The organism is Paenibacillus sp. FSL R5-0749, from assembly GCF_038595085.1.
Taxonomy (GTDB): domain Bacteria; phylum Bacillota; class Bacilli; order Paenibacillales; family Paenibacillaceae; genus Paenibacillus.
Genome location: NZ_CP152005.1, coordinates 6,167,039 through 6,182,022 on the forward strand (window position 1 = coordinate 6,167,039; position 14,984 = coordinate 6,182,022).

A 14,984-nucleotide genomic window follows, 5' to 3' on the forward strand; every position below is an offset into this window, starting at 1 on the left:
AGGTTGAGCTTGTGAACAACAACAGCTCCAAGCCTATTAAATACATATATAATCTAGTCCATTCTTATCACTTTCCACCCAGAATTGCGTTTGCCCGCTCACGGAAAATTTTCGCCGCCTGCTCAGGTGTAATTTTGCCAAACAACAGCAGATCATACAACTCCCGCAGCACCGCAGTGACCTCGGGTGCACCTACAGGATCAGGCGGGTCCATCTGACTGCTGTGATCGGCAACCCAATCAATATAATCAAACACCTGCGCCAGCTCTGGTTCAACCACCAGCTTCATCCGCTCTTTAACACGGGATGAGACAGGCACACCCCGCTCTCCTTTCAGCAACAGATTGGCATCCAAATCATTTACGAAGAAGCTGATGAACTTGGCCGCCTCCTCCTTATGTCTGGAATTGCCCGCGATGGAGAAAAACATGCCTGGCTTCAAAAACAACCCATCCTGGCTGTTTGGCCCAGGCATCGGGGATATCGTTAAGGGTTTGCCATAACGCTGAGTGGTGCTGATAAATTGGTTGGAATACCCCCAGCTAAACAAAGCCTCTCCCAGATAAAACGGGTCGTTGTCGGGTTGGCCAATGTCGGATGTCCAGATATCCGGTGCAAAAATAAGTTTCTTCTCCGCGAGCTGCTGCATCCTGCCAAAGTAATCAATAAACAATCCATCATCCTCATAACCCAACCTCTTGCCATCCTCGGCGTATAGCTTGGAACCATACTGTCTCAAGTAATACGCAAAAAACTGTTCCGGCGTGAAATAAGTTCCCAGATAAATGCCTTTCCCCAGCAATTGCTCGCCCATACGGTCAAAATCCGCCCATGTCCACGTATCCGTCGGCAATTCAATATCATTGGCCTTCAACACTTCCGGATCATAGATACTGAGCATGGCGTTAACCCCCAAACTGAGACCATAGGTTTTGCCATTCAGGCTACCACTCTCCAGCTGTTCCTTCTCAATATCTGTCGTGTCAATCAGTCCGTTCTGCATGTACGGCGTTATATCCTCCAACAGTTGCAACGAGCTGTACTGGGACAGATAGGAGATGTCCATCTGGATAATGTCGGGCAACGCATTGCCTGCTGCATGTGGGGCAAGTTTTCTCCAGTACTCGTTGAAGCTGCTATATTCGTATTCAATGTTTACATGTGGGTTCAACTTCTCATACAGATCGATAACGGCGATTGTTGCATTGTTGCGAAACTCCCCACCCCACCAAGCGATTCGCAGCGTTATCGGCTCTTCGTCAACGATCATGCCTGGCCTTTGATCCAGTTGGCTCACGCAGCCAGGAAGATTCAGCAGAAGACAGATCATGCCTATGGATCGCAATAATCTTCTCATGGCCTATCCTCCTTACCTGGTGATGGGGGTGGCAGCAGCACCGTTACTCTCGTTCCAAGCCCTGGCCTGCTCTCCAGCAGAACATCATATTCTTCGCCAAAAGCCAGACGTACCCGCTCCCTGATATTCAGCAAACCAATACCTGTTCCTCTGGTCTTCACTTCACCACGCAGCACTTGTTCCACATATTCGGGTTCCATACCGGGACCGTGATCCTCCACGATCAGGGCCAGCTTGCCACCTGAAATCTCGGCACACACTCGAATCAGACATGATCCAACCTGTGGTTCCAATCCGTATTGAATGGCATTCTCCAGTAATGGCTGTAGGGTTAACTTGGGAATGGCACATTCCAGATAAGGAGCGGGCACATCCAAGCGAAAATCCAGCCGCTGCCGGAAACGGTAGGTCTGAATGGTGATATAATGGCTGACGATCTCCAGCTCTTCGGCAAGGGTGATGATATTTTGCCTGAAGCTGATGGAGGAGCGTAGTAAATACCCGAGTGACAGCACCATACTGGAGATTTGCTCCTGCCTGTTCTTTTTGGCGAGCCAATGGATTGAATCCAGCGCATTATACAGAAAGTGTGGATTGATCTGCGCCTGAAGCGCCTTAAACTCCGTTTCTTTAATGACCAGCTGGCTTGCATAATTTTCTTTGATCAATGTATTGATATGTGTAATCATCATTCGATACGTACGCTGTAATAACCCCAATTCATCCATGTGCTGGTGTGTTGGAATGGACAGATTGGCATCCATATTCTCCAGATCCCCATACTGAACCTCCTTCATCTGACTGATGAGCTGCCTGATCGGCCTTGTCAGACTGCGTGCGAACACCATACCAAGCGCGAGGACAACCAGAATGGCGATAAGATATACGACAATCAGACTATTTTTCAACCATATGATACGTTCAAAAATCTCATCATAAGAGGCCATATTATAATAAACCCAGCCGGTATAGGCGGATTTTTTCTGGGAAAGGAATATCTCCCTCCCATCCAGATTTTTGACCTCATATCCTCCACTGCCTGGAAGAGGATTCAGTCCTGCGGAAACCGCATCTGGAAGCTGGCGATAAGGATAGACCACCTCAGTGCCTGCTTTTAAAATAATGTCACTGTCCCGGCTGTCCATGCCCGCATACTCTTCAACGAGTCGCTCAATATTAATACGCAGAAACAGTATGCCTACCGGTTCCAGGGTCATCGGTTCGTAGGCTCGCACCTGACGCACCATAACCAGCATCGGGTCATCGTCATCCGGGTACAGCCAGCGTACTGCACCATTAGCCTGCTCCGCCGCCTCAATCATCCGATCATATTTTTCAGGGGATACGGTTAGTGTTTCGCCATATTTATTCACTCTTCCTCTGGAATCAATCAGATGAACGGACTGCACATATCGTGCAGCCCCACTAATATGCTCCCATAGCCGATCTGTGATCTTCTTCCGTTCAATAAAGCTTGAATATGCGCTATCATCATCCAGCAAAGACTTCAAGGCCCTTTGAATCTGTGTATCAGAGATCATGTTCAGTGATAACGCTTCCAACTTTTGAAGTTCAACATCCACTGTAGACGAGGAAAGGTTCAGAAGACGAGACGACTTATCAAACAGCTGTTTGTCATACACCGAATACGTATAGTACAAGGAACCAAACGCCAGGATGATGATAAACGCCATCATGACCATGATCATCAGAAACATTTTCATTTTGATGCTGAGTTTGCGGTAGGCTGTCATGACCAAAGCGCTCCTTTGAACCACGTGATACTACTAGGTATATCACATACAGGAAGGTTTTCCCAAAGTTTTAGCGCTCGATGTCTCACGGTTTATTTGGACTGATATCGGTCATAAGCCGCCTGATGAACCTCAATCGCCCGCTCAATGTCCATGCTCTTGATGGTGTCGGTCATCTTGTCAAATTCAGTGATTGGTTTCTGTCCGCTAATGATGGCTGTCATCGTCTCATTCAAATACGTATTCACCTGGCTCATGATGGACGTACTTGTGGTTACCTCTTCTGTGGACAAGCGAATTGGTGGGAGTGTTAAGGCCGAGCTTGCTTTCATCCATTCCGCATTCGCTGCACGCTGTCCGTCGTCAAATAATAAGGCATCCAGGTAACGGCTATCCTGATTGATTGGACCGTCCATAATGGACAAAGCATAGGAAGCCAATGCCTGATCATACGTCAGACCGTTTGCATTATCAATGATGGTATCTGTGAATTTCACACCGTCTCCGTCCCGAACATAACTGTCATTCTCGATACCAAAGTTGAATAGATCACTACCCTCTTCGCTATAGTTGTAGTCCATCCACTGCACAATATATTTCAATTTATCTTCGTCTGCAGAAGCCGTAATAGCCTCACCATAACTTAGGACCTTATTCTCCAGATTAAAGGTAGCATACGAAGTTCCATCCGCAGATACGGGCCACGGTACACCGGTTAGGTTAAAGTTCGGATCGGTATCTCTCATCAGATTAAAGTATTTCCCCATACCACTGAATACACCGCCCTGATATGCGCCTGCCAGATTGCTGGTGACCTTATAGTCGAACGCTTTGCCGTCATTGGTCATGATCTCGGGATCAATCAGCCCTTCCTTGTACCACTTGGCCATGGTCTCCAGGAAATCACGGTAGCCCGGCTGAATTGGTCCGAACTCCACCTTGTCTCCATTCAACTGGAAGCCACCAATGACACCAAAAGCCGCCGCAAAATCATGGAGCTTGGTCAGGTTGCCCGGTCCCCAGTTTCCGGTGAATGGCAGTTCATCTGGCTTGCCATTGCCGTTAGGGTCCTGTTCCTTGAATGCCTTGAGTACCGTATACCACTCATCGATGTTGGTAGGTACCTTGAGATTCAGTTTATCGAGCCAGTCCTGGCGCATAATCAAACCGGAAGTGGCATTCAGTTTCAACGCATCCAGCTTCAGCAGTGGGAACATATAGATCGTTCCATCGTCGAGTGCAATCTGCTTCTTCACATCCGGATCGGATTCAATGATCCGCTTCAAGTTCGGTGCATAACTGTCGATCAATTCATTCAATCGGATGATCCGGCCGTCCTTGATCATTTTTTCCGGTCCGCCAACCGCATCGGCCCAATTATAATATATAACGTCCGGCAGCTCTTTTGTGGAGATCAACAGATTGAATTGGTCACGCTGTTGTCCAAGCGGAGGATGTGTGAACTTCACTTGGATGCCCGTCAACTTCTCTTTTTCCTTGTAAGCGGCCATATCGCCAAAGTTGTTCAAGGAAGCCGTTAGTTTGGCGTCATTGGCGCGCCAGTAGTCAATGGTAAATGGCTCACTTGTAATCGGCAGCGGTATCTCGGTCAACGCCTGAACCGCAGGTTCTGTTCCTTCTGCTGGCTCTGCGTTACCTGGTTCATTATCCCCCGTACAGCCCGCCAGCAAAGACATGGTAAGTAATGATGACAACAGGATGGACCCCATTCTTTTTTTCACGTAATTCGCCTCCATAGGATACATTTTTTATTGTTTCACAGCACCGATTAAAGCGCCCTGAACAAAATAACGTTGGATGAACGGATATACCAGCATAATCGGCAGTGTGGAGATAATAATGGTCGCATATTTGATGTTCTCCCCAATGGCGAAGCCGGTATCGGCGCCAGCACCCATGGCCTCCGTACTGCTGCTGATCAGAATATCACGCATAATAATCTGAATCGGATATAACTCCTGACTGCGTAGATAGAGCATTGGCCCGACGTAATCATTCCAATGGTCAACTGCATAATACAGCATCATGACCGCCAGGATTGGTTTTGACAAAGGCAGTACGATTCGGAACAAAATCAGAAAGTCATTGGCACCATCAAGCTTCGCCGATTCGATCAGACTGATCGGAATGCCCTCAAAGTTTGTTTTCATAATAAGGAAATAGAATGTGCTGATGGCACCCGGAATAATAAGCGCAAAACGGGTATCCACCATGCCCAGATTCTGAATCAGCAGAAAAGTTGGAATCATACCCCCGCCAAAAAACATCGTGAACGTAATTAATTTCATCAACGTTTTTCTGCCCATCAGATCACTGCGTGATAACCCGTAGGCTGCCAGCGAAGTCATGAGCAGATTGATGGCTGTACCCACCACAACATAGAACAAGGTGTTCATATATCCCGTATAGATGCGAGTATCCTGAAATACCGACTTGTACGCTCCCAGCTGGAAACCTTCAGGAATGAGCATCAATGACCGGGAACGCAGCATCTGATCCGGATCACTGATGGAAGAATTGAACACGTACAGCATCGGGTAAAAGCATAAAATCATGATGACCAAGAGCAGCAGTGTATTGAATACATCAAAAACTCGTTCCCCTATAGACTGTTTCATCGCTTCACCTTCCAATTACCAGAGACTGGTTGAGTTAAGCTTTCTGCTGATCGCATTTGCGATGATGAGCAGCGCGAAATTAATGACACCGTTGAATAGCCCGATGGCGGTTGAATACGTATAGTTCCCCTCCAAAATTCCGGATCGATAAACAAAGGTGGAGATGACATCGGATGTCTCATAGGTCGGTGCCGTTTGCATCAGCAATATTTTCTGAAAATCAGCATTCATGACCGCCCCCATGCGCAGAATTAACATGATCACAATCGTTGGCATGATGCCCGGCAGTGTAATATGTAACAGCTGTCTCCAGCGGCCTGCACCGTCAATTTTGGAAGCCTCATACAACTGTGGATCAATGCCACTAAGTGCTGCCAAAAAGATAATTGAGGCCCATCCTGCCCCCTGCCATATGTTGGACAGAATGTACATCGGACGGAACATATCCTTCTCCGCCAGGAACATGATTGGCTGCAGATCGAAAAAGTCACGAATGACATTAAACAATCCGCCATCCAACGATGAGAACGTTTTCAACATTCCAACCACGACCACAACCGAGATGAAATGTGGCATGTAACTGATCGTCTGTACCGTGCTTCTGAACCACTTTTTCCGTACTTCATTCAGTAACAGGGCCAGGATGATTGGAGCCGGAAAACCAAACACAATGCTGTAAAAACTCAGAATCAGTGTGTTCTTAATCAGTCGCCAGAAATAATAACTTTCGAAAAACATGGTGAAATTGTCAAAACCGACCCATTCGCCTGCCAAAATTCCTTTGATCGGGCTGTAGGATTCCTGAAATGCCATCAGCAGTCCGTACATCGGCCCATAACTGAAAATCAGATAATAGGCTACAACTGGAACGAGCATCAGATATACGTATCTGTTGCGTACAAGCTCCTTTTTCACCGAACTCCATTTGCCAGCTGGCTTCAAACGCCCAGGTTCAATCCCCCGGCTTCGATTCAGCTCCATCCACTCAACCTCCACTCTCGATGTTCATACATTCACTTGACACTTCTAATGATAGAATCGAGCGGCTTTTCTTCCCATGCTCATTTCCGTTAAATGCATGTTCAAAACCGAGTTCCGTCCGACAAAAAAAGACCCTGCTGCCGTTGACTGGCACACAGGGCGTGATCATAAATCAGATGTGAGTCGCATGTGGATTAGGATATACAGGACACTATGTAGAAGCGACAGCACCGCTGTCTAGGGTACTTTTTTATACTCGGAGGGGGAGAAGCCCGTGTATTTCTTGAACATTTTGCTAAAATAAGGCCAGTTGGCACCAAAGCCCGTCTGTTCGGCAAGCGAGGATACCGTGCAGGTCCCGTCCTGCTCCAGAAGCTCCAACGCTTTGCGAATGCGGTAGCCTAACACATAGTTCGTAAATTTCTCACCGGTTTCTTTTTTGAACATTTTGCCAATGTAGTCTGGATTCATGTATATTTCCCCGGCGATGGATTGGAGCGTCAGAGTTTCGTCCCTGTAACGCTTCTCCACGATCTGCTTCACACTGCCCACCATCTGTGATTGTCTGGAGCGGTGCTGTTCGTAGCGGCGCAGCGTGATTTCCTTGGCAACGGCAAGCAGAAACTGTTGAAAAGAGTGCAGGGTGCTGGATTCAATCATGCCCGGCAGCTGATCCATATACCTTTTCATCTCGGCAGAGCCGCTGAGTCGAATCATTTCCATAAATATTTGAATAAGATAGGACTTCGTTTGAGAAATATCGTATCGCAAGCTGGCAAGCATCTGAAACATCCGGTTCAGCTCTGTTCCGACTTCCTGCCAGTGTCCAGCCTTCATCGCAGTAGCCATCCGCTCTGGATCATATTCGAATTCGGGAAGAGTACGCTCCCCGGGGGAGTAGACATCCCGCTCCATAATAAGACTGCCCTCACCAAGGTAGAAACGGTAATTGAGGTAAACCAGCGTCTGCATGTACAATTGCCGCGCCTGTGGAAGATCTCCTGGTTCGCTCAGGGCAATCGTAAGATCATCATGATAATATCGGGTAAATGTGGTGCGAATCTCATCGATATTACGGAACAACTGTGTTTCAGACAACTTGTCCTCCATCATCAATAACACATGACCTCCAACCGTGGTACTTAAGATCGGATTGTGAAAAATATCCTCGGCAATGTTCTTGACCGCGAACAAGTGCAAGTACTCATGATCCCCCTCAATCTCTACCAGCAGCAACCGCACACGCTGATCCTGAAACTGTACATCGAATAATTCCTCGAAATACTTCCATTCCTTGACCCCATAGGTTCTGTTGGTCACCAGTTCTTTCAGAAAATATTCCTTGGCATGCGGCAGTACACGCTCCAGATTATATTGGATCGATTGTACAAAACGCTCCTGATCAGTTAACTCCCGCTTCTCACTGACCAATTCACTGATAGCCTCGACGAGGTGTTCTTCACTACAGGGCTTGAGCAAATAATGCTTCACCCCATACTGCATGGCGGTCTTCGCATATTCAAACTCCGTAAACCCCGTGAGCATGATAAATGAAATATGCTGATACTTCTCTGCCACAGCTTCAACCAGCTGTAACCCATCCATTCCCGGCATGCGAATGTCCGAGATGATGATATCCGGGCGCTGTCGATCGATTATAGCAAGCGCTTCCAATCCATCTTGAGCAATGCCGATCAGCTCTGTTCCTAATCGCGACCAGTTCACAACACTAGCGATCCCGTCCGAGATCATAAATTCATCATCGACCAACAAAACCTTGTACATCGTATGCAGCCTCCTGCCTTTAACCAGATCCATTCTATTATATGAGCATTATGCACAAATAGAGGGGAGCACATGGAATGACATGGAATTGAACGATAACAAGTCTGATTTCTGAACAGTCCTTTCTCATCTCATCGTGAAAATCATTCACTAGCCGGCAATTGAAGCTGGTCTCTCTAAAGACAAAACAACCCTCACCCCGCTATAGGGTGAAGGTTAGCATCTACTATGCAAATACGGGCTATATTGGTGACCATACTTGCCGGATCGATTTATTTTTTTACTGCGTGAATGAAATGTATCGTTTCAAATGCACTTAGATGATCAATTCGATCTTGGAAAAACTGTTCCTGAATCGCCTCCGGAGTGAGATGCTCATAAATAAGCAGCCCTGCTTCTTCAAGCATGGCCTCCATCTCCACATATGCGTAGCCGGATTGCATGGGCTCACCGCCCATTGCAGCCAATTTAACCATATTTTCAACCCGATTAAATCTCCCTTTTTCCTCAAAAAGGTGTTCATCTGCATAATCCAGAACTATAGAGCTTCCAGATGGCAGGTTCGCAAACACATGACGAATCACGTTAAATAGATCATTTTTGGGCAAATAATACGAAACCCCCAAGAGACTGGCCAACGTCTTACGTTTCTCCAAACCTTCAAGAGTCAAGCTGTCATTTGAAAGCTCTCGCGTAAAATCCATGGGTACAAAGTGAAGATTATCCGGAACAGTCAGCCTCGCCTGCTTCAGCCGCTCCTTCTTGAATTGCTGTGTAGCCGGATAGTCCACTTCAATGATATCCAGCGTGTCCTCCAATTCCGGATGCCTCCAAGCAAACGTATCCATTCCGGCGCCAAGAATGACTACCTGCTTCAATCCCAACGTCACTTCATGCAAAAGTACATGCTCACAGTAAGCGGCTCGAGCCAGAGTTATTGGAGATAATTGTATCTGGGTTATCCATTTTAGAACCTTTTCCGGGTCGTCCTTGAGCTGGTGGGCCATATCCGGGTTGAAAAAATGAATGCCTTTAACCATGTTATTGCTGATATCTGAAAACTCTTGAGGAGTGATAAGGGCACTAGCGATAAAATCATTGAAAATAAGAGGTGTATCATGTTGGCAATGATAGGCTCGGCCAAAGGTCGAAATCAATGATGTGATACTGGATTCATTTTGCTTCATACTTATTCCTCCCGTACAAACAAAAATAAGATTCTCCCTGGCCAGGAGAATCTTATTATATACGGAATAATTTTATATGTAAATTATAGCATAAAAACATTTTTTTGTCAACCATAGTTTACGGATGAGGAGACAGATTAAAGTGGATTTACCGTCCACTTCAACCCGTTCTTCCACATCCTGTTCAACCCGATTGGATCTGTTACGTATCCATCCCATACTCCTTCACTTCACGATTACGGTTCAACACCGCATGCAGCACAAAACCCATTACCGCAATTGCCGCTGTGCCCGTTGCCAGCCACGCGACAGGTATAAGTCCTTGCTTGTCATACATGACCCCCATCGCATATGGGCCGATAACCCGTCCAACCGCACCGATTCCACCCGATATCCCGATGTAAAAAGGGGCCGCCCTGCCCGCGTGCTCCGAGATAAATGCAGGGGTTGCAGGGGAAATCAGCATCTCTCCAAATGTGGCAAGTACCATGGCGAGCACCATGCCCGGATAGCTGTACATGGTAATCATGACAATGTAGGCCATGCCATAGAACACCGCACTTGCGGTCATCTGGGCCGTTGAGGTACGGGCCATGGTCCGTTTCACCCAACTGGTGAAAGGTTGGCCTACAAAGATCAGCACCCCGTTCAGGGTCCAGAGCAGACCGTACATTCTTTTTTCCATCCCCTCAGAGATGATGTACGGTGACACACCTGTGTTCCAGATGGAATTGCCGAATAACAGGAACAGCACGCCCAAGCTCATAAACAGATATAATCGGGTATTGCCCAGCAATGCCCAGACGCCCGGCCCATCGGGGACGGTTTTGCGTTTCGTCAGATGTACTTCCCCCTGATCCGGTTCAACCCGCGACAGATAATACCAGAAGAACAGCGCAAATCCGGCTGAAGTCACTCCGTTCAGTACAAAGCTGAGGTGATAGGAAAAGTCAGCGAGAAAACCACTCAGTGCCGTACCAATCGCCACCCCGATATTGTTCGCTACATAGATAATATTGAATAATTCACCGCGTCGCTCCGCAAACCGGAAGCCGATAAAAGCCTGAATCGCTGGCAGCGACAATGAACTGAACAGACCGATCCAGCCCATGGCACATATAAATATAACCCAGTACGCGCTAATCCAGGGCAACGCAAACAAACCTAACGCATTCAGCGCCAGTGAGCCAATAATCAGCTTCTTAACGCCCACCCGATGGTACAGTGACCCTCCAAGCAATTGTCCGAAGATGCCACCTAGGGATTGAATAAGGATTACAAAACCCGCGTTAGCCATCGTTCGTCCTAGCTCATCAAACACATACATGGTGGTCAGCGGCCACATTAAGGCACTACCGGTTGCGTTAACCAGACTTGCCAGCAAAAAAACTTTCACTTCTTTTGGATAGTTATCCAGCCATCTCATCATCTCTAGTTCATTCTCCTTAATACGCTACAAACGTGTTCCCATACCAAAAAAACCTTTGCCCTGACGGCATAACCAGCCAGAGCGAAGGCCTTTGGAAGTGTTACCTGTATTGCTCTTTATATCCAGCTACATTCTGTTCTTTGTTCATCTTACCTCAAAAAAATCGCGCTGCAAGCACACTCATTGACGCTTCACTTCGACAGTGGCCGAGAAGAAGGTAGCCCCGTTACCCATGTCCGACAACCGATTGGACGTCAGCGAATTCGCCCGTTGCTTCTTGCCTTCACCATCCCACCATAAGCCTTGGCTGATGACGGTTCCCGGCAACATGGCTTCACTTACTTTGGCGGTAAGTTCGATACGCCCACGATCATTCCATACGATCACTGCATCTCCATCCTCCACGTTTCTGCGGTTAGCGTCCTCAGGGTGCATTTGCAAAAGAGGCATCTTTTCCAAACGCTGGTGTTTGGCTGAATTGCCAAAGGTGGAGTTCAGAAAATTATGGTTCGGCGGCGAGAGGAACATCAGCGGATACGTATCGGCAGGTCCAGCCGGATTCTCCCCATCATATCCTTCAATCAGAGCGCTATAGGTAGGGAGCGGCGGAAGCCCTCGCTGTTCCATTGTCTCCGAATACAACTCGATTTTGCCTGAAGGCGTAGGCAGCTGATCCAGAAATGCAGCATGTGGTGTCATATCCAGCTTCATGAATCGGTGTTCCTTCAGTCCTTCTAACGTAACTCCATTCATGTAAGGATTGCCTGTATCCTGGAGTGCATCCTTAATCATCTGCTCCGGTGTTTCTCCGAAGATTGCAGTATCGTACCCCATGGCCTGCCCAAGCAGAGAAAACAGTTCCACATTGCTCTTGCTCTCTCCAATCGGTGCAATCACCGGCTCTTGCAGATGAACATACTGATGCCAATAGGAGGCATACAGGTCCGTCGCTTCAAATGAAGAGGTGGCCGGCAACAAGATATCTGCATATTTTGCCGTATCCGTCATGAACAGATCATGCACAACCGTGAACAGATCTTCCCTTGCAAAACCTCGCTCCACTCGTTCGGTATCCGGTGCCACCACCAGTGGGTTGCTGCAGTAGACCATCATGGCCCGGATCGGCTGCTCCGCTTCCAGCATCGCTTCACCAATCCGGTTCATGTTCACCACTCGCGGCTCCGGATTCTGCCGCAGTTCCGGACGTTCCAGCGCATCGCTATTCGTGCTCGCGTAGCTGTTGGTACGCACGGCACCGCCGCCTTGCTTCAGCCATTGCCCTGTAATGGCAGGCAGACAAGCTACGCTACGCACATTCATGCCCCCATTATCATGGTGCTGGAGGCCATTGCCGATGTGAATATGGGCTGCCTGTGCGTTACCATACATTTCGGCCAGCTTCACAATGGTCTCCTCCGGCACACCAGTAATGCGCGCAACGCGTTCAGGGGTGTAACTGCGGACATGATCACGTAGTGCCTCGTGTCCTACCGTATACTCTTGCATAAATGCTTCATCCGTCAGTCCCCGTTCAAACAGCACATGCATCAATCCGAGCGCCAGTGCGCTGTCTGTGCCCGGGTACAGCGGAATAAACCAGTCTCCCCATTGAGCGGTACGATTGCGATGAACGTCGATTACGACGATCTGGGCGCCCTTCTTGCGTGCTTTCTCCGCCAAAACGACCTGGTGCATATTCGTACTGACGATATTGCCGCCCCATACCAGAATAAGATCTGCATGCTCCGTATCTTCTGGCACCGTTCCATGGTTGGCGCCCATCGTATATTTCCAGCCCGTATTTCCGGCGGCATTACAGATCGTCTGCTCCAGCACACTTGCACCTAGTGCATTGAAGAACCGTCGATCCATGCCGTCTACGCCGAGAATGCCCATGTTACCGTAGAAGCTGTAGGGCAGGATGCTCTCCGATCCGTAGGTCTCGGACAATGCAGTGAACTTGGTCGTAATCTCCCTGATTGCTTCATCCCAACTGATTCGTTCGAACTTGCCTTCACCCTTGGCTCCGACACGTCTCATCGGATATTGCAGACGCTCGGGGTGATATACCCGCTCCGTCATATTTCTAACTTTATTACAAATGGCACCCTTGGTTATCGGATGGTCCGGATTGCCTGCCACCTTCACAATTTTGCCGTTCTCTTTATGTAGTAACAGACCACAAGTGTCTGGACAATCGAGCGGGCATACCGCTGCAAATACCCCATTCTCCTGATCGATCATCGTATGGCTCCCCCTCTTCAAAAGCTATCCCTATATCATATCTTCTTCGAGGTTATCACGTAAAGAGAGCAGTATTTTTTTGCTTCATATTCACCGCTATAGCGGCTTCAAAATATTTTTAAAAAAATGTTATGCCAATTGATTCAACTTCAGAATTCAGGGGTAAATTAAAAACAAGGCATTAGGCTAGTGTTTCCCCACTTCCTCCTCATGCCATATCATGGACCACTCCCGAAATTCGCCATGAACAGGTTTCGTTCCCCCGAACCTTTTCATGGCGAATTTATTTTGCGTTAAAATCGAACAAAGACACCACAAAAAAGACTCCGACCTGCTCCTTCACAGCATCTTCGCCATGAAACGGAGCAAGATCAGAATCCTCTTCACTTCTAAGTGATATGAAGCACAAGTTTCGGGTCGTGCATTGTAATGTTATTCCGCTACGCCTGCTTGCTCAACATCACTCTAGCCTCCGTCTCCACAGGCTCAATTGACGTCGCTACCTCTGGTTTCACTTTAGGCTCAGCTTGGCGCAGGTACACCACCCAATAGGCTGCAGCTACAAACAGAGCACCTCCAGTCAGATTCCCAAGCCATACCGGAATGAAATTCATTACATATTGGCCCCACGAATAATGCCCTTCGAAGATTGCCGCCGGGATAAGGAACATATTAGCCACAACGTGCTGGAATCCAATGGCCACAAACGCCATCGTTGGAAACCAAATGCCCAGTACCTTGCCACTCATCGTATCCGATGCATAAGATAGCCACACAGCCAACGCGACCAGCCAGTTACAGCCAATGCCGGAGATAAAAGCCTGCAGGAATCCGTCATGCAACTTGTGACCAGCCATATCCACCACTTTAGCCAGATATACACCCTCTCCAGTCAGACCAAGCACATGTCCAAACGCGTACGCGACAAACAAAGCTCCAACAAAGTTACCAATCGTCACTAATGTTAGATTTTTCAACATGCTACCTACGGATAACTTTCGAGCAATCGTCGCGAGCGGAACAGCCATCATGTTACCTGTCAGCAGCTCTCCACCACCTATGAGTACTAGCATCAATCCAACCGGGAACACCGCCGCACCGATCAGATTAACCAAGCTTCCCCACTCTGCCGGCGCAGATGCAATCACCCGAATATCCAGTAGAAAACCCAGCGCAATAAAAGCACCTGCCAGAAAACTAAGCACCAGTACAGAAGACACCGGATTTTGAGCCTTCTTCATGCCTGTTTGCGCCGTATATTGTGCAACCTCAAGAGGTGTTTTTGCTGCCATATCATTCATCCTCTCCTTCATTGTTCTTCGTGGAATAAAACACCTAAACTTCTTTGTTGATACGTTGAATGCCATATCTCAATTGTATATGGGTCTAGCACGAAACTTTGTGTAAATTATCACAATGTAATTTAAAAATATGCTTTAAAAGGCGTTGTTTCGTTTCAATGCGGTGGGTATAGAAACTTACATTTATATGAAGGAAATTGTTCAGAAATTGTTCAGAAATTGTTCAGAATCAATTTGTATAATAAACACACATATTTAATTAAATTTTTTGGGGAAGGGCTGGGGTCGGAATCAGTTCCATATTATA

The 14,984-nt window shown here is 47.6% G+C and carries 10 protein-coding genes; all 10 read right to left on the reverse strand.

Features of this window, described 5'->3' with window-relative positions; translation table 11 throughout:
* Positions 1–67: 67 nt before the first annotated feature.
* The 10 genes from MKY85_RS27585 to MKY85_RS27630 all read right to left on the reverse strand — a co-directional run bounded on the left by MKY85_RS27585 (position 68) and on the right by MKY85_RS27630 (position 14,668).
* Positions 68–1,357 (reverse strand): extracellular solute-binding protein, encoded by a 1,290-nt coding sequence (locus MKY85_RS27585; RefSeq protein WP_339257742.1) that lies wholly within the window; start codon positions 1,355–1,357, stop codon positions 68–70.
* A complete protein-coding gene (locus tag MKY85_RS27590) occupies positions 1,354–3,111 on the reverse strand; it encodes a sensor histidine kinase (protein WP_339257743.1) in 1,758 nt (585 codons plus the stop codon). The genes MKY85_RS27585 and MKY85_RS27590 overlap by 4 nt, the downstream gene beginning before the upstream one ends.
* Positions 3,112–3,203: 92 nt before the next feature.
* A complete protein-coding gene (locus tag MKY85_RS27595) occupies positions 3,204–4,853 on the reverse strand; it encodes an ABC transporter substrate-binding protein (RefSeq protein WP_339257744.1) in 1,650 nt (549 codons plus the stop codon).
* Positions 4,854–4,880: 27 nt separating this feature from the next.
* Positions 4,881–5,750: a carbohydrate ABC transporter permease gene (locus tag MKY85_RS27600; RefSeq protein ID WP_105600198.1), complete on the reverse strand. Its 870-nt coding sequence runs from the start codon at positions 5,748–5,750 to the stop codon at positions 4,881–4,883.
* A gap of 15 nt (positions 5,751–5,765) precedes the next feature.
* Positions 5,766–6,731 (reverse strand): ABC transporter permease subunit, encoded by a 966-nt coding sequence (locus MKY85_RS27605; protein WP_339238325.1) that lies wholly within the window; start codon positions 6,729–6,731, stop codon positions 5,766–5,768.
* A 237-nt stretch (positions 6,732–6,968) separates the two neighbouring features.
* On the reverse strand, positions 6,969–8,516 hold the full coding sequence (locus MKY85_RS27610; protein WP_339238327.1) for a response regulator: 1,548 nt from the start codon (positions 8,514–8,516) through the stop codon (positions 6,969–6,971).
* A gap of 272 nt (positions 8,517–8,788) precedes the next feature.
* Positions 8,789–9,703 (reverse strand): class I SAM-dependent methyltransferase, encoded by a 915-nt coding sequence (locus tag MKY85_RS27615; RefSeq protein ID WP_339257745.1) that lies wholly within the window; start codon positions 9,701–9,703, stop codon positions 8,789–8,791.
* Positions 9,704–9,905: 202 nt separating this feature from the next.
* Entirely contained in the window at positions 9,906–11,129 is a 1,224-nt protein-coding gene (locus tag MKY85_RS27620; RefSeq protein WP_339261535.1) for an MFS transporter, read from the reverse strand.
* Between the two features lie 183 nt (positions 11,130–11,312).
* Entirely contained in the window at positions 11,313–13,376 is a 2,064-nt protein-coding gene (locus MKY85_RS27625) for a molybdopterin oxidoreductase family protein (protein WP_342571258.1), read from the reverse strand.
* Between the two features lie 440 nt (positions 13,377–13,816).
* On the reverse strand, positions 13,817–14,668 hold the full coding sequence (locus MKY85_RS27630; RefSeq protein ID WP_339238333.1) for a formate/nitrite transporter family protein: 852 nt from the start codon (positions 14,666–14,668) through the stop codon (positions 13,817–13,819).
* Positions 14,669–14,984: the final 316 nt, after the last annotated feature.